This is a genomic window from Pseudomonas sp. LPB4.O (assembly GCF_038383825.1).
Classification (GTDB): domain Bacteria; phylum Pseudomonadota; class Gammaproteobacteria; order Pseudomonadales; family Pseudomonadaceae; genus Aquipseudomonas; species Aquipseudomonas putida.
Genome location: NZ_CP151298.1, coordinates 953,004 through 967,957, shown reverse-complemented (window position 1 = coordinate 967,957; position 14,954 = coordinate 953,004). Strand labels below are relative to the sequence as shown.

Annotated in this window: 14 protein-coding genes; 1 reads left to right on the top strand and 13 read right to left on the bottom strand. The window is 61.5% G+C overall.

Annotated elements, in window-relative coordinates; genetic code table 11:
- Positions 1–47 precede the first annotated feature (47 nt).
- From MRBLPB4O_RS04290 to hmpA, 13 genes are all read right to left on the bottom strand, one after another.
- Positions 48–1,022, bottom strand: coding sequence for a FecR domain-containing protein (locus tag MRBLPB4O_RS04290; protein WP_341797604.1), 975 nt, complete (start codon positions 1,020–1,022; stop codon positions 48–50).
- Complete coding sequence (locus MRBLPB4O_RS04285; RefSeq protein ID WP_341797603.1) at positions 1,019–1,546, bottom strand: sigma-70 family RNA polymerase sigma factor; 528 nt, start codon at positions 1,544–1,546, stop codon at positions 1,019–1,021. The genes MRBLPB4O_RS04290 and MRBLPB4O_RS04285 overlap by 4 nt, the downstream gene beginning before the upstream one ends.
- A 56-nt stretch (positions 1,547–1,602) precedes the next feature.
- On the bottom strand, positions 1,603–2,166 hold the full coding sequence (locus MRBLPB4O_RS04280; protein ID WP_016501424.1) for a GNAT family N-acetyltransferase: 564 nt from the start codon (positions 2,164–2,166) through the stop codon (positions 1,603–1,605).
- 194 nt (positions 2,167–2,360) lie between these two features.
- On the bottom strand, positions 2,361–2,744 hold the full coding sequence (locus MRBLPB4O_RS04275; protein WP_016501425.1) for a YkgJ family cysteine cluster protein: 384 nt from the start codon (positions 2,742–2,744) through the stop codon (positions 2,361–2,363).
- A 126-nt stretch (positions 2,745–2,870) separates the two neighbouring features.
- The gene (locus tag MRBLPB4O_RS04270; protein ID WP_341797602.1) at positions 2,871–3,998 is read right to left on the bottom strand and encodes a hypothetical protein; all 1,128 of its coding nucleotides are present in this window, start codon (positions 3,996–3,998) and stop codon (positions 2,871–2,873) included.
- 118 nt (positions 3,999–4,116) lie between these two features.
- On the bottom strand, positions 4,117–5,325 hold the full coding sequence (alaC, locus tag MRBLPB4O_RS04265; protein ID WP_063426301.1) for an alanine transaminase: 1,209 nt from the start codon (positions 5,323–5,325) through the stop codon (positions 4,117–4,119).
- A gap of 335 nt (positions 5,326–5,660) precedes the next feature.
- Entirely contained in the window at positions 5,661–6,548 is an 888-nt protein-coding gene (cyoE, locus tag MRBLPB4O_RS04260) for a heme o synthase (RefSeq protein WP_016484944.1), read from the bottom strand.
- A gap of 11 nt (positions 6,549–6,559) precedes the next feature.
- Positions 6,560–6,892 (bottom strand): cytochrome o ubiquinol oxidase subunit IV, encoded by a 333-nt coding sequence (cyoD, locus tag MRBLPB4O_RS04255; protein ID WP_016484943.1) that lies wholly within the window; start codon positions 6,890–6,892, stop codon positions 6,560–6,562.
- Entirely contained in the window at positions 6,892–7,518 is a 627-nt protein-coding gene (cyoC, locus tag MRBLPB4O_RS04250) for a cytochrome o ubiquinol oxidase subunit III (RefSeq protein ID WP_016484942.1), read from the bottom strand. The genes cyoD and cyoC overlap by 1 nt, the downstream gene beginning before the upstream one ends.
- Before the next feature lie 3 nt (positions 7,519–7,521).
- Positions 7,522–9,540 (bottom strand): cytochrome o ubiquinol oxidase subunit I, encoded by a 2,019-nt coding sequence (gene cyoB / locus MRBLPB4O_RS04245; RefSeq protein ID WP_016501429.1) that lies wholly within the window; start codon positions 9,538–9,540, stop codon positions 7,522–7,524.
- Positions 9,541–9,543: 3 nt separating this feature from the next.
- Positions 9,544–10,488, bottom strand: coding sequence for a ubiquinol oxidase subunit II (gene cyoA, locus MRBLPB4O_RS04240; protein ID WP_016501430.1), 945 nt, complete (start codon positions 10,486–10,488; stop codon positions 9,544–9,546).
- Positions 10,489–11,047: 559 nt separating this feature from the next.
- Entirely contained in the window at positions 11,048–11,554 is a 507-nt protein-coding gene (locus tag MRBLPB4O_RS04235) for a disulfide bond formation protein B (RefSeq protein WP_341797601.1), read from the bottom strand.
- A 502-nt stretch (positions 11,555–12,056) separates the two neighbouring features.
- Entirely contained in the window at positions 12,057–13,235 is a 1,179-nt protein-coding gene (gene hmpA, locus MRBLPB4O_RS04230) for an NO-inducible flavohemoprotein (protein WP_341797600.1), read from the bottom strand.
- Between the two features lie 154 nt (positions 13,236–13,389).
- Here hmpA and norR point away from each other — a divergent pair, with 154 nt between their 5' ends.
- The gene (gene norR / locus MRBLPB4O_RS04225) at positions 13,390–14,946 is read left to right on the top strand and encodes a nitric oxide reductase transcriptional regulator NorR (RefSeq protein WP_341797599.1); all 1,557 of its coding nucleotides are present in this window, start codon (positions 13,390–13,392) and stop codon (positions 14,944–14,946) included.
- The last annotated feature ends 8 nt before the right edge of the window (positions 14,947–14,954 follow it).

Genomic DNA, 14,954 nt, shown 5'->3' with positions numbered 1-14,954 from the left:
GGTTGGCCTCTTGTTTGACGGGCCACTGCGCAGAAGCGGAACCACCTTTATCGATTTTCTCGCGGGGCTGGCTCGACCGTGGTCCACCAGCGGCCAACACCGCCGATACGAATCGGCAACGCCTCGGCCAGCAGGCGCAGGGCGCGCTCGCTGTCATCCAGCGGCAGCACCGCCGAAACCTTGATGGCCTGCATGGCCTGGCGGTCGAAGCGCAGCACGCCGCGCCGCTGTTGCGACAACGCGTCCAGCACCTGATCAAGCGGCACGTCTTCGGCCACCAGTTGGTGGCGCTGCCAGGCCCGGCCCACCCGCACCGGGTCGATGGCCGGCAGTGGTCCAAGGCCGTCGCGTGCCACCCAGGCGCGTTCACCTCGCCCGGCGACCAACTGATCACCGGACACCGCACTGCGCGCCTCGACCCTGGATTCGAGCATGGTCAGCTCGCTGCGTGCGTTACCTTGGCTGACCACGAAGCGCGTTCCCAGCGCCTTGAAGCTGCCCTCATCGGTTTGCACCACGAACGGCCGCGTCGGGTCATGGCTGACATCCACCAGCACCTGGCCATGCAGCAGGCGGATGCGCCGCTCGCCAGCGCTGAACTGCACATCCACGGCAGAATTGCCCGCCAACGTCAGCTGTGAGCCATCTGCCAGGGTTTCGCTATGCCACTCGGCCGGCGCGGTGTGCAGGTCGGCCAACCAGTCCGTTGGCGATACGCCGGCAAGCGGCAAGCCGCCCAGCAACGAGGCCGCCAGCACCAGGCCGAACAGGGTGCGCCGCGCACCCGAGCGTGGCGTCGAAAGCTGTAACCCGGCGCGCAACCCGGCGCCCACCGGCCCGCGTTGCTGGCGCAGCGCCTGGACCTGGCTGATCACCCCCTGCATGCGGCGCAAGGTGGCGCCGTGGCGCGGGTCGGCCTGCAGCCAGGCCTCAAGTTCGCACGCATCAGCGGCATCCAGTTCGCCTTCGCCCAGGCACAGGGCCCACTCGGCAGCCTCCTGTTCGATGCGGGACGGGTTCACGGTGCGGCAATGTCCAGCGTGCGGTGGCAGTGGATAAGCGCTTGGGCCAGGTACTTGCGCACCATGCGCGGGGAAATCTGCAGACGCTCGGCAATCTGCACCTGGGTCAGGTCGTCCAGGTAGTAACCCACGAACGCTTCACGTGCATTTACATGCAGGCCTTCGAGCAGGAAGGCGATCTGCTCCAGCGCCTCAAGGGTGATGAGGATGCTCTCGGGGGACTGGTGCCCTTCCAGCGCCTCGGCAGCCTGGGCCAGTTCACTGAGGTAGGCCGCTTCGATCTGCTGCCGGCGTACCCGGTCGATCAGCAGGCGGCGCGCCGTAGTGCTGAGGTAGGCGCGTGGCTCGCGCATGCCCAGCAGGGCATCACGCGAAGCCAGGATGCGCACGAAGGTGTCCTGGGCCAGGTCGGCTGCGCTGTGAGAGCAGCGCAGCTTGCGGCGTAGCCAGCTGAACAGCCAGCCGTGGTGCTCGCTGTACAGCTGTTCAAGCGGGTACGGGCTGGTTGAGTCGGCTACGGGCATCGGGTACCGGGACACAAGTGAGAATTGTTCCCGAATAGTAGCTATTCGCCGTAAGACTATGCAACAGGTGGTTCAAGCAACAACCCGTAGATACCCGAGTCGGACAACTCGCCGGCCACGCACCAGCGCGCCCGCAGGGTGCCTTCCAGCACAAAGCCCTGCCGCTCGAGTGTGCGCGCCGAGCCCTGGTTACGCGGGTCAATCTCCCCTTCAAGGCGGCGCATGTGCAGGGTGTGGGCGAGGTAGTCGATGAAGCAGGTCAATGCTTCGTCCATGTAGCCCCTGCCCTGCACGGCACTGGCCAGGCAGTAGCCGATTTCGCCGCGGCGGGACACATCGTCGATATTGAACAGCTGCACCATGCCGATGAGCTCGCCGTTATCACGGCGATACATGCCGAGCTTGAGCTGGTCGCCATTGGCATAGGCTTCGCGGTCGGCGGCCAGGGCGCTTTCGGCTTCGGCCAGGTCTTGCCAGGGGGCATGGTGCCAATAACGCATGACCTCGGGGTCGGCCATGATCGCCAGCCATTGCGCAGCATCGGCATGGCGCATGGGGCGCAAGTGCAGACGCGGGCTGTCGAGGCAGAGGTCACTGGGGAAACTGCGGGGTGGGGTCACGCCGGATCTCCTGTCCATTGCTGGGGAGATGACAGTTTAACGTCAAGTGCAGGGTTCAGGCATCCCGGGGCTGCTTTGCAGCCCATCGCCGGCAAGCCAGCTCCCACCAGGCCACCACAAAACCTAAGCCTTGTGCAGTACCTGTGGGAGCTGGCTTGCCGGCGACAGGGCCAGCCCAGGCGAGCATAAAGGGTTCAGGCCACCTCAGCCCCATCATCCGGCCAATGCGGCTCGTTGGCGCCTGGCGGCGTCAGTGGTGGCAGCCCATACGCCGCCCGCGCATCGTCGCAGCTGGGGTTATGCACACCCCCCTCCCACGATGCTTCGAATTCGCGGCAAGGGCTGGAGCGGTTGGCGTAAATGGTACAAGCGACTTCCTTGCCGATCTCGCCTTCAAGGCTGACGCAGCGGCAGGGCTTGGCATCGGTGCCGATCATGGCAACGCGGGTGGGGTTGATCTGTACCACCAGGTCGTCCGGCACAACGCCCCCGGCAGACTGGCATTCGCCCCAGAAGAAAGACACACGGAAGTACCCGCAGCAGGCGCCGCAGTCAAGGCAAGGGTTATATTCAGACATGATGCCACGGAGGGAAGGTTGTTGTTATCGGGGTTGGCCCGCGGCGCCATTCTCAATCGAACCCGGGGCGGCTGGATAGAGGGTGCATGCAAAAAAATTTGCCACTGATCCGGCCGCCCGCTTCGTTCAGCGCAATGCCTTGTAGGTGGAGACATCCCAACGCTGCAAGGCAAGCCCTTCGGTCGGGTCATAGTCATCACCACACACCTTGCTGAACTGCGTACGGTCCTCGCCGCAATGCACCAACCGGTCATGCTTCTGACCCTCGGTCAACACTGTGTAGGATTTGACGCGCATGGCTTGGTACTGCGCTTCGGCTGCGGCCATGGCTTGGTGACACTTCATCAACTGGCTGTCGTTCAACGCCAGCTGCCTGCCCAGTCGAACCCCCCAGCGGGTCAGGCAGACTTCAGCGAAATGTCGCACGATCAGCCCGGGCTCCTTGAGCACCGTGCCGTCGCTTGCACCATCTACCGATGCGTTGCCGACCAGCGTGGCATGACGCCCGGGCATCGGATAAATACAGATTTGCGTGCCACTGGCGACTGACGGGATCACGCAGGCAAACCCTTTGGAACGCTCATCCCGCGAGTAGAAGCCGACATATTCACGCACGTTTTCCGCCAGTCCGATGCGCTCGGCTTGCACATTGCCGACACCAGGCACCGGGTCGATCGCAAAGATATTCACTGGTACGTTCCGCAATACCGGGTCTTTCGCCATGGCGTTGGCCAGCATGTGGCAGCTGATGCCGCCCCGGCTCCAGCCCACCAGGTTCACCTGGGTCGGAATGCGCGGTTTGCGGAACATGCTGATGATGCGCTCTTGCAACTCTTGCGGCGTTGGGTGGCGGTCACCGTAGTCGTAGGTACGCCAGAACCACGAGGCCGTGGATGACACTTCCGGAACAGGTACGCCAGCATCCTTCAGCCGCCCGTACTCTTCCTCGCTCAGCTTGGTGCGCTGCCAGTTGCTTTCGCCTTTGATCACCTGCAGCACGTGGTTGACGTTTTCTTCCCAGCCGCTACCGAACAACTGGCCGGTCCAGTTGAAGTAGCCGCCGGGCTCTACGAACAGCTTGTCATCCTGAAGGTTGCCGCTGCCGGGACCGTCAACAGCAATCCAGTGGGCGAATTCGCGGCCCTGGTCGTTGGCGGCCAGGGTCGAAACCAGCTCGCCGTTCCAGAAGTTGGGGTTTGCATCGTCGAAGCGATGCGAGCCGGTGCCGCAGAAGTAGGCGGTGAACACACTCATGGGGAGGGATCTCTTTGGTGAGAAATGAGTGCTGAAGATAAGTAGGCTGATCGGTGAAACGCAGGCGGAAAGCTCGCCCTGCTGCAAAATCGAGGGGCTGCTTTGCAGCCCCGGTTGCTTATTTGCGGGCCACCCCGTCAGCCCGGAACATCTGCCGGATGCCGCGAATGGCCTGGCGTATGCGGTCCTGGTTCTCGATCAGGGCAAAGCGCACGTGGTCATCGCCATACTCACCAAAACCGATGCCCGGCGACACGCACACCTTGGCCTCAGCCAGCAGCTTCTTGGAAAACTCCAGCGAGCCCATGTGTGCATATTGCTCAGGGATCTTCGCCCATACGTACATCGATGCCTTGGGGTTCTCGACCATCCAGCCCAGCTCGTGCAGCCCTTTCACCAGCAGGTTGCGGCGCTGGCGGTACTGCTCGGCAATGTCACGGACGCATTGCTGGTCACCTTCCAGCGCCGCAATGGCAGCGACCTGCAGCGGGGTGAAGGTGCCGTAGTCGTGGTAGCTCTTGATCCGGGCCAGGGCGTTGACCAGCTCGGGGTTACCGACCATGAAGCCGATCCGCCAGCCCGCCATGTTGTAGCTTTTGGACAGGGTGAAGAACTCCACCGCAATGTCCTTGGCGCCAGGCACCTGCATGATCGACGGGGCTTTCCAGCCGTCGTAGACAATGTCGGCGTAGGCCAGGTCATGCACCACCAGCACGTCGTACTGCTTGGCCAGGGCCACCACGCGCTCGAAGAAGTCCAGCTCCACGCACTGGGCGGTCGGGTTGGACGGGAAGCCGAGGATCATCATCTTCGGCTTGGGGATCGACTCGCGAATGGCCCGCTCAAGCTCGTTGAAGAAGTCCACACCCGGCACCAGCGGCACCGAACGCACCTGGGCACCGGCGATCACTGCGCCGTAGATGTGGATCGGGTAGCTGGGGTTGGGCACCAGCACCGTGTCGCCCTGGTCGAGTGTGGCCAGCATCAGGTGGGCCAGGCCTTCTTTCGAGCCGATAGTTACGATGGCTTCGCTTTCCGGGTCGATGTCGACCTCGTAGCGTTCCTTGTACCAGTTGGAGATGGCCCGGCGCAGGCGCGGGATGCCGCGAGAGGTGGAGTAGCCGTGGGTGTCTTCACGCTGGGCGACCTGTACCAGCTTCTCGACGATGTGCGGCGGGGTGGCGCCATCGGGGTTGCCCATGCTCAGGTCGATGATGTCCTCGCCACGGCGGCGGGCGGCCATCTTGAGCTCGGCAGTGATGTTGAAGACGTAAGGGGGGAGACGATCGATGCGCGCAAAGCGGCGCGGCGAACCTGGGTTGGCCATGGCTTCCTCTGAGGACGTAAGCGCCCGGAACCGTCCGAGCGACGCTGGCCGATGTGGCGGCCTGAGACAGAAGATAGTGCCGAAACATGATTCCTGTAAAGGGCAAAATCCTGTTTTTCTAGATCTTTTTAGAAGTATTTTTTGAAAATACAGGATTTATATTTTGCTGTGATGGCCTCTTCGCGGGCTCGCCCGCTCCCACAGGGTTACTCACAGCCCTTGGGACCTGCGCCGTACCTGTCGGAGCGGGCAAGCCCGCGAAAGGGCCGGCACAGAAAAACGCCCACAAAAAACCCCGGCACATGGCCGGGGTTTTCGTGAAACAGGCAGCAGTATCAGCGTGCGTAAGTCATCAGCACGTCCGCAGCAGTCTGGCTGTCCACGCCCATCATCACGCTCAGAGCGGTGACAGTGAGGATGGAGAAGCCGAACACCTTGCGGGCCCACTTGCTGTCGTCCTCGGCCTTGTAGCCACCCCAGGCCATGTACAGCCAGTACAGGCCCATGGCAGCTGCCACGGCCAGGTAGCCGAGGCCGGCGTAACCGCCGAGGGTGAGCATCAAGGTGGCGAGCACGAAGGCCAGCACGTACAGCACGATCTGCTTCTTCGCCGCGAGGATGCCACGTGCCACCGGCAGGACCGGAATGTTGGCAGCGCTGTAATCCTTGAAGCGGAAGATTGCGATGGCAAAGCTGTGCGGCATCTGCCACAGGCTGAACATCACCAGCAGGGTTACCGCAGCCAGGTCGAAGCTGTTGCTAACGGCGCAGTAGCCGATCACCGGAGGCATGGCACCCGAAAGGCTGCCGACCAAGGTGCCGTGCACCGATTTACGCTTCAGCCACAGGCTGTAGAAACCGACATAGACAATGAAGCCTACAGCTGCGCAGAACGCCGACAGTGGGTTGGCCTGGACATACAGCAGGCTGAAACCCGCCACCCCGAGCAGGGTGGCGTAGATCAGCGCGAGGGGCAGCGACATGCCGCCCTGCACCATGACGCGGTTCTTGGTGCGCTCCATCTTGTGGTCGATGTCACGGTCGATGCAGTTGTTGAACACGCATCCGGACGCAACCACCAGCGAAGTACCGATCACCACCGCCAGGAACAAGGCGAAATCCACATGGCCCTTCGAGGCAAGGAAGAAACCGCCTGCCACGGAAAGCACGTTACCGAAAATGATCCCCGGTTTGGTGATTTGGATAAAGTGCTTAACGGACATGCAGTCTTACCTCACTTGGCCATCATTTCGATGTGGATGTTGAACATGATCCACAGCGACAGGCCGACCAGCAGTGCAATTACCAGCACGGTGAACAGGAACGTCGACACGTTGTTGCGTTGCTCTTTCGAGCGGTCCATGTGCAGGAAGTACACCAGGTGTACCACTACCTGGATCACGGCCATGGCAACAATGATCAGAACGGTCAGGTTCTTCGGCAGGCTGGCAGTCATCGCCAACGCGAACGGGATCGCGGTCAGGATGATCGACAGGACAAAGCCGATCATGTACGACTTGACGCTGCCGTGGTTACCTTCGTGATGAGTGTCGTGTGCGCTAGCCATTACAGAACCCCCAGCAGGTAGACGACGGTGAATACGCAGATCCAGACCACGTCCAGGAAGTGCCAGAACAGGCTCAGGCAGCTCATGCGGGTCTTGGCGGTCGGCGTGATGCCATGCTTGTTGATCTGGTACATCATGATTGCCATCCAGATCAGGCCGGCAGTCACGTGCAGACCGTGGGTACCTACCAGGGCGAAGAACGCCGACAGGAAGCCACTGCGCTGCGGGCCGAAGCCCTCGCTGATCAGGTGATGGAATTCATAGATTTCCATCGCGATGAAGCCTGCACCGAACAGGAAGGTCACAGCCAACCAGCCCAGTACGCCAGCTTTCTTGCCATCGAACATCTTCAGCATGGCGAAGCCGAAGGTGATCGAGGACAGCAGCAGGAACAGCGTTTCAACAGCTACGAAATCGAGCTGGAAGATGTCATGACCCGACGGGCCGCCGGCAAAACTGCCGGACAGCACCGCGTAGGTGGCGAAGAGCGACGCAAACAAGATGCAGTCGGTCATCAGGTACAGCCAGAAACCCAGTACGGTCATCTGGCCCGAGTCGTGGTGGTGGTCGTCATGCCCATGGTCGTGACCATGAGCAGCGCCGCCGTGCATTACTTGACTGGACATTGATTACACCCGCTCAAACGATTCGACACGTGCGCCGGCAGGCAGAGCACCTGCTTTGGCCAGCGCTTTCATACGCTCGCCTTCGATGCGCGCCACTTCTTCGGCCGGAACCATGTAGCCCTGGTCGTCACGTGCAGCGTGGCGAACGAAGACTGCGATGGTTGCCAACAGGCTCGCGCCCACCAGCCACCAGATGTGCCAGATGAAGGCGAAGCCGAACACGGTCAGGAACAGACCCATGAACAGACCGGTGGAGGTGTTGCTCGGCATGTGGATCGCTTCGTACTTGGCCGGAACCTTGTACGCAACACCGGCTTCCTTGGCTTCGTGCCAGGCGTCCAGACCAACTTTCTCAGGCATGTGAGCGAAGTTGTAGAACGGCGGTGGCGACGAAGTGGACCACTCGATGGTACGGCCGCCCCATGGGTCGCCAGTGACGTCCATGTTGTCTTTGCGGTCGCGAACCGACACGTAGATCTGGATCAGCTGGCAAGCGATACCGAACAGGATCAGCACGGCGCCGACAACGGCTACGTACAGGTAGGGTTCCCACAGTGGGTTGTCGGAGTGGTTCAGACGACGGGTCATGCCCATGAAGCCCAGGGCGTACAGCGGCATGAACGCAACGTAGAAGCCCGACAGCCAGAACCAGAAGGCAGCTTTGCCCCACTTCTCGTTCAGGGTGAAGCCGAAGGCTTTCGGGAACCAGAACGCGAAACCGGCGATGTAGCCGAATACCGCGCCACCGATGATCACGTTGTGGAAGTGCGCAATTACGAACAGGCTGTTGTGCAGAACGAAGTCAGCACCCGGAACGGCCAGCAGTACGCCGGTCATGCCACCGATGGAGAAGGTGACCATGAAGCCCAGGGTCCAGAGCATCGGTGCGGTGAAGCGCACACGGCCTTGGTACATGGTGAACAGCCAGTTGAACAGCTTCACACCGGTCGGGATGGAGATCAGCATCGTCGCCAGGCCGAAGAAGGTGTTGACGCTGGCGCCGGCACCCATGGTGAAGAAGTGGTGCAGCCATACCGCAAAGCCGAGGATGGCGATCGCGCCCGATGCGTAGATCATCGAGTGGTGGCCGAACAGGCGTTTGCCAGAGAACGTCGAGGTAACTTCCGAGAACACGCCGAAGGCCGGCAGGATCAGGATGTACACCTCAGGGTGACCCCACGCCCAGAACAGGTTGACGTACATCATCGGGTTCCCACCAAGCTCGTTGGTGAAAATGTGGAAGTCCAGATAACGGTCAACAGTCAGCAGAGCGAGTGCAGCAGTCAGAATCGGGAACGAAGCAACGATCAGTACGTTGGCCCAGGTGCAGGTCCAGGTGAAGATCGGCATGTCCATCAGCTTCATGCCAGGTGCGCGCATCTTCATCACGGTGACGAGGAAGTTCACGCCGGTAAGCGTCGTACCCAATCCGGATAGCTGTAGCGCCCAGATGTAGTAGTCGACACCTACCCCAGGGCTGTACTGGATGCCTGCGAGCGGCGGATAGGCAACCCAGCCGGTCTTGGCGAATTCACCAACGCCCAGCGAGATGTTGACCAGCAGCACGCCTGCCAGCAGCAGGTAGAAGCTCAGGGAGTTCAGGAACGGGAAGGCAACGTCACGTGCACCGATCTGCAGAGGAACCGCGAGGTTCATCAGGCCGGTGAAGAACGGCATCGCCATGAAGATGATCATGATCACACCGTGAGCGGTGAAGATCTGGTCATAGTGTTCAGGCGGCAGGTAGCCTTCGGAGCCACCGGTAGCGGCAGCCAGCTGGGTACGCATCATGATGGCGTCGGCAAAGCCGCGCAGCAGCATGACCATCGCGACGATGATGTACATCACGCCGATCTTTTTGTGGTCGACAGTAGTCAGCCACTCGCTCCACAAGTAGGTCCACTTGCGGAAATAGGTGATAAGACCGACGACAGCGATACCGCCGAGCGCGATCATGGCAAGCGTCACCATGACTATCGGCTCGTGATAGGGTATCGCCTCCAGGCTTAGTTTACCGAACATCTCTTACTCCTCTGCACCGGCAGCTGGTTGCATACTCGATTCCACACCCTTGGTTGTGGCCAGATCTTTGCTGCCTGCTTCTTCGTGGACCGGCTTGCCGCGGTTCATGCCTTCGTACTTGTCGACGATGGACTGGAACAGCTCTGCTGGCGCCTCGCTGTACAGCGCGACTGGGTTGTATTCGCTAGGCTTGGCCAGAGCTTCGTACTCGGCTTTGCCCAGTTTCAACGGCGACTGCTTGACCTCGGCGACCCATGCATCGAAGTCGGCCTGGGAAGTGGCAGTAGCCTTGAATTTCATGCCGGTGAAACCAGCACCGCTGTAGTTGGCGCTGATACCGTCAAACACACCGTTTTCGTTGGCGATCAGGTGCAGTTTGGTGGTCATGCCGGCCATGGCGTAGATCTGGCCACCCAGGCCCGGGATGAAGAACGAGTTCATCACGGCGTCGGAGGTGACACGGAAGTTCACCGGGGTATTAGCCGGGAAGTTGATCTTGTTGACGGTGGCAATGCCCTGTTCCGGGTAGATGAACAGCCACTTCCAGTCCAGTGCGACCACGTCGATCTGAATCGGCTTCACGTCCGAGTCCAGCGGACGGTAAGGGTCCAGCTTGTGGGTGGAGTGGTAGGTGACGTAACCCAGGGCGATGATGATCAGGATCGGGATGATCCACACCGCGGCCTCGATCTTGGTCGAGTGCGACCAGTCAGGGGTGTAGGTGGCTGCCTTGTTGGAAGCACGGTACTTCCAGGCGAACGCCAGGGTCATGATGATCACAGGAATGACCACCAGCAGCATCAGGCCGGTAGCGATCAGGATCAGGTTCTTTTGCTCAATGCCGACCTGGCCCTTCGGGTCGAGCAGGGTCCAGTTGCACCCACTGAGTAAAAGCATGCCTAAAAAGGGCAATATGCCAAACAGTCTGGGGTAACGCTTTTTACTCATCTCACGACCTCTAGATCAGCTTGCTTCAATGCAATTTGTGTTTTGGTAGCCAACACTTCGTCCTGCCAAGTGAGGCATTTTGCGCCCGTACTCGCTCCTGCCTGGGGTCCGACTGCAGGACCTTGGCTTCAAGCGTGTTAGCGGTGCTTATGGTTTCGTAGGCAACAGGCCTGTACTTCAGACCAAGTCCATTTGGTGCGGGAAAACGCGGAGGGGGGTCCGCCCGGTATCGCCGTTGGGCGAAACTTGACGAAGTCAGCAAAAAGGAGCGCTGGGGCTTCCTTCAATCCTGCGACTCGCAAGCAGTGCCGAACGGAAATTGGGGGCGATTGTAGTGAGGTCGCCAACCCTTGACTATGACTTATTGAGCAACAGTCTTTTACAGAATGCGTAACAATGCTGCTCGATAATTCAACTTCGCGACAGTTTGTCGCACCCCGCTTGCTAGGCCTCAAAGCCGCATTCTGCAAGGCTTTGTGGTTGATCTGGATCAAGCGGTGAGCGACTTTTCCCTCTTCTCATGCGGTGTAAAAGACCACATGCAATTCAGGACTTTTGTCTAAGCCTGGCGTCGGTTGCGGTAGATCCCGAGCGGAACCAGGATGGCGGTCAGCACGAACGCCACGAGCGCCCATTGCGCCAGCGACAAGCCGAGAAGCGGCGGGTACGGCGTGCTGCAGAAGCCGTCGACCTGGAATGCCAGCGGCCAGAGTTTGGCCAGAGGCAGGTCGTCAACGATCGGCTGGAGGGTATCGATGCCACAGCTGACCATGGGGTTGGCGAGTATATACACATGGTTGCCGGCCGCAATGATTCCGCCAATTGCGCTTAGCACCACCAGTGCCTCGAAGAAGGTCAGGCTGCGGCGCCCGGGCATCGCCGCGGCGACAAAGGCGAATACGGCAATGAACAGCAGCGCGTAACGCTGCAGGATGCACAGCGGGCACGGTGCCTCGCCCAACACCACTTGCATATAGAGGGCGCCGCCGATCAGCGAGAGGCAGATCAGGCCCAACAGCACCAGAAAGCGCCGTTCCCGATTCAGGCGCGATGTTTGTTCGTTCATTGCCGGTTCCTTCGATGGATAGTGGCAGCGTGGTCCGCCTGCCTGAGCGCAAGTCTACACGCTGGGCAGGGCCTTTGAGCGTGCCGAGGAAGCAGCGTGATCGCACTGCGCAGGGCTATCCGGTGTGGCTGAGACCGGCTATCACAACGTCGGTTCAACGCTGGGCGGCAAAAAAACGGCAGCCCGGGTGCCGCGCAGGGGCAAGCCCCTCGACACCCGGGAGTGAAGGATACCGTGATTAAAGGAGGATTAAAGATGAAAGCGCAGCGCCCGGTTTCATCTTTCCTTTATATATAAGCAGGAAGGTGTGGTGCGACCCACCGGCTGGGATGAAAGGCCCGGGAATGGCTTGCACTCTCCCTGTAGGAGCGGCCTTGTGCCGCGAAAGGGCCGCAAAGCGGCCCCAGGGTCTCAGCTTCGCAGCTGATATTGCAGGGGCCGCTTTGCGGCCCTTTCGCGGCACAAGGCCGCTCCTACAGGTCAGCGCAGTACCTTCGGTGGATTACTCCAGGGCAGCCGCCGGCCCGAAGAACTCGTAGCGGCTCTGCTGCTCCGGCACACCCAGGCCCTTCAACTGGCGCTTCACTGCCGCCATGAAGGCCTTGGGCCCAAGGAAGTAGGCATCCACATCACGCTCCGGCGGCAGCCACTCGGCCAGCAGGTCCTCGCTCAGCAGGCCGATGGCATCGGCCTCAGCGCCACCCGCAGGCTCGGCATAGCAGTAGAAGCGCTTGAGCTGCGGATGACGCGCCGCCAGGCCATCGACCCAGTCACGGAAAGCATGCACCGCACCGTTACGGGCGCAGTGAATGAAATGCACCTCGCGCCGGGTCTGCAACGCCGCCTGCAACATCGCCAGGGTCGGCGTGATGCCCACGCCCCCGCTGATCAGCACCAGCGGCTTGTCGCTGGCAGCCAGGGTGAAGTCACCCGCAGGCGGGAACAGTTGCAGGGTATCGCCCACCACCAGCTCATCGTGCAGGTAATTGGAAACCTTGCCGCCCGCCTCGCGCTTGACGCTGATGCGGTACTCCTTGCCATCGCACAGCGCCGACAGGGAATAGTTGCGGCGCTGCTCGGCACCGTCGATGTCCAGCTTCAGGCCGATGTACTGGCCTGGCTCGGCCTTGAGCACCGGCTTGCCATCTACCGGGGCAAAGTAGAACGAGACGATCTCGCTGCTTTCCTGCTCGCGACGCACCAGGCGGAATTCGCGGGTACCGCGCCAGCCGCCCTCGGCCTCTTCCTTCTGTTTATAAAGGTTTTCTTCAGCACCAATCAGGATGTCGGCCAGCTGGCCATAGGCCGCGGCCCAGGCATCGATCACCGCGGGGGTGGCGATTTCCTTGCCCAGCACTTCCTCGATGGCGCGCAGCAGGCAGCTGCCGACGATCGGGTAGTGCTCCGGCAGAATCTGCAGGGCAACATGCTTGTTGATGATCTGCCCGACCAGGCCGCCCAACTGCTCCAGCTGGTCGATGTGGCGGGCATACATCAGCACGCCGTTGGCCAGGGCCCGCGGCTGGTCACCACTGGCCTGGTGGGCCTGGTTGAACAGTGGACGGACCTCGGGATACTCGTTGAGCATCATCTTGTAGAAGTGGGTGGTCAGCGCTTCGCCGCCGCTTTCCAGCAGGGGTACAGTGGCCTTGATGATTGCACGTTGTTCGGCATTGAGCATTGCGACAACTCCTGAGCCTGTGGCTTCAAATGACTGCTCTAGCCATTTCAGAAATCGTGCCAACTTTTATCGCCAGCAAAATCAGGGGTTTGACGCAGGTCATGTCAAAACGACCCACCCCGGCGTATAGTCATATCGACCCACTGGAGTCTTTATGACCACAAAGCCATTGCTCACCGCCCTGCTGCCCCTGGTCAGCGACCTGTCCCGCGATTTGCCCGATCAGGAGCGCTACCGGCGCCTACTGCAGGCCATGCGCGGCCTGCTGCCGTGCGATGCCGCCGCGCTGCTGCGCCTGGATGGTGAATGGCTGGTACCGCTGGCTGTGGATGGCCTGAGCCCCGACACCCTCGGCCGGCGCTTCCGGGTCAGCGAGCATCCACGGTTCCAGATCTTGCTCAGCCGCTCGGAACCCACCCGTTTTGCCAGCGACTCCGAACTGCCCGACCCCTACGATGGCCTGGTCAATGCCCCGGACGTCGACCTTGAAGTGCACGACTGCATGGGTTGCCCGTTGATGGTCGATGAACGCCCTTGGGGCCTGGTCACCCTCGATGCCCTCACCCCCGGGCAGTTCCAGAGCCTGGAACTGGATGCCCTGCAGGCCTTCGCCAGCCTGGCCGCCGCCACCGTTACCGTGGCCGAGCGCATCGAGCACCTGGCCCTGCGCGCCGAGGACGAACACCACCGCGCCGAGATCTACCGCCAGGCCAGCGGCCAGGATAAAGAACTGATTGGCCAGAGCCCGGCGCACAAGCGCCTGGTAGAGGAAATCCGCCTGGTCGGTGGCAGCGACCTGACCGTGCTGATCACCGGCGAAACCGGCGTCGGCAAGGAACTGGTGGCCCTTGCCCTGCACCAGGCCAGCAGCCGCGCAGACAAGCCGCTGGTCAGCCTGAACTGCGCCGCCCTGCCCGACACGCTGGTAGAAAGCGAACTGTTCGGCCATGTACGCGGTGCCTTTACCGGTGCGCACGGCGAGCGCCGCGGCAAGTTCGAACTGGCCAACGGCGGCACGCTGTTCCTCGACGAAGTGGGTGAATTGCCACTCACCGTACAGGCCAAGCTGCTGCGTGTGCTGCAAAGCGGCCAGTTGCAACGCCTGGGCTCGGACCGCGAGCACCGCGTGGACGTGCGCCTGATTGCCGCCACCAACCGTGACCTGGCAGCAGAAGTGCGCAACGGCAACTTCCGCGCCGACTTCTATCACCGCCTCAGCGTGTACCCGCTGCACGTGCCGCCTTTGCGCGAACGTGGTCGAGATGTACTGCTGTTGGCTGGCTACTTCCTCGAACAGAACCGTTCGCGCCTGGGCCTGAACAGCCTGCGACTGAGCCACGACGCCCAAGCCGCGCTGGTCGCCTACGACTGGCCAGGCAACGTGCGCGAACTGGAACACCTGATCGGCCGCTCGGCCCTCAAGGCACTGGGCCAACACCCCGATCGGCCACGTATCCTCACACTCGAAGCCATCGACCTGGACCTGCGCGTGTCTTCGGCAACACCGGGGCCCCTACTCTCCCCCACAACCCCGCTCCAGGTGGCAGCATTACCTGAAGGCGGCCTGCGTGAAGCGGTCGACCTCTACCAACGCCAGGTGATCGAAGCCTGCCTGCAACGCCACCAGGACAACTGGGCGGCAGCCGCGCGCGAGCTGGGCCTGGACCGCGCAAACTTGAGCCGATTGGCCCGCCGGCTGGGGCTCCGCTGAGGATCACC

What these genes read in the sequence shown, in the direction of transcription:
- MRBLPB4O_RS04285 (WP_341797603.1), bottom strand. Translation starts at nt 1,546, where the DNA reads ATGCCCGTAGCCGACTCAACCAGCCCGTACCCGCTTGAACAGCTGTAC.
- MRBLPB4O_RS04275 (WP_016501425.1), bottom strand. Translation starts at nt 2,744, where the DNA reads ATGTCTGAATATAACCCTTGCCTTGACTGCGGCGCCTGCTGCGGGTAC.
- MRBLPB4O_RS04270 (WP_341797602.1), bottom strand. Translation starts at nt 3,998, where the DNA reads ATGAGTGTGTTCACCGCCTACTTCTGCGGCACCGGCTCGCATCGCTTC.
- alaC (WP_063426301.1), bottom strand. Translation starts at nt 5,325, where the DNA reads ATGGCCAACCCAGGTTCGCCGCGCCGCTTTGCGCGCATCGATCGTCTC.
- cyoE (WP_016484944.1), bottom strand. Translation starts at nt 6,548, where the DNA reads ATGTCCGTTAAGCACTTTATCCAAATCACCAAACCGGGGATCATTTTC.
- cyoD (WP_016484943.1), bottom strand. Translation starts at nt 6,892, where the DNA reads ATGGCTAGCGCACACGACACTCATCACGAAGGTAACCACGGCAGCGTC.
- cyoC (WP_016484942.1), bottom strand. Translation starts at nt 7,518, where the DNA reads ATGTCCAGTCAAGTAATGCACGGCGGCGCTGCTCATGGTCACGACCAT.
- cyoB (WP_016501429.1), bottom strand. Translation starts at nt 9,540, where the DNA reads ATGTTCGGTAAACTAAGCCTGGAGGCGATACCCTATCACGAGCCGATA.
- cyoA (WP_016501430.1), bottom strand. Translation starts at nt 10,488, where the DNA reads ATGAGTAAAAAGCGTTACCCCAGACTGTTTGGCATATTGCCCTTTTTA.
- MRBLPB4O_RS04235 (WP_341797601.1), bottom strand. Translation starts at nt 11,554, where the DNA reads ATGAACGAACAAACATCGCGCCTGAATCGGGAACGGCGCTTTCTGGTG.
- hmpA (WP_341797600.1), bottom strand. Translation starts at nt 13,235, where the DNA reads ATGCTCAATGCCGAACAACGTGCAATCATCAAGGCCACTGTACCCCTG.
- norR (WP_341797599.1), top strand. Translation starts at nt 13,390, where the DNA reads ATGACCACAAAGCCATTGCTCACCGCCCTGCTGCCCCTGGTCAGCGAC.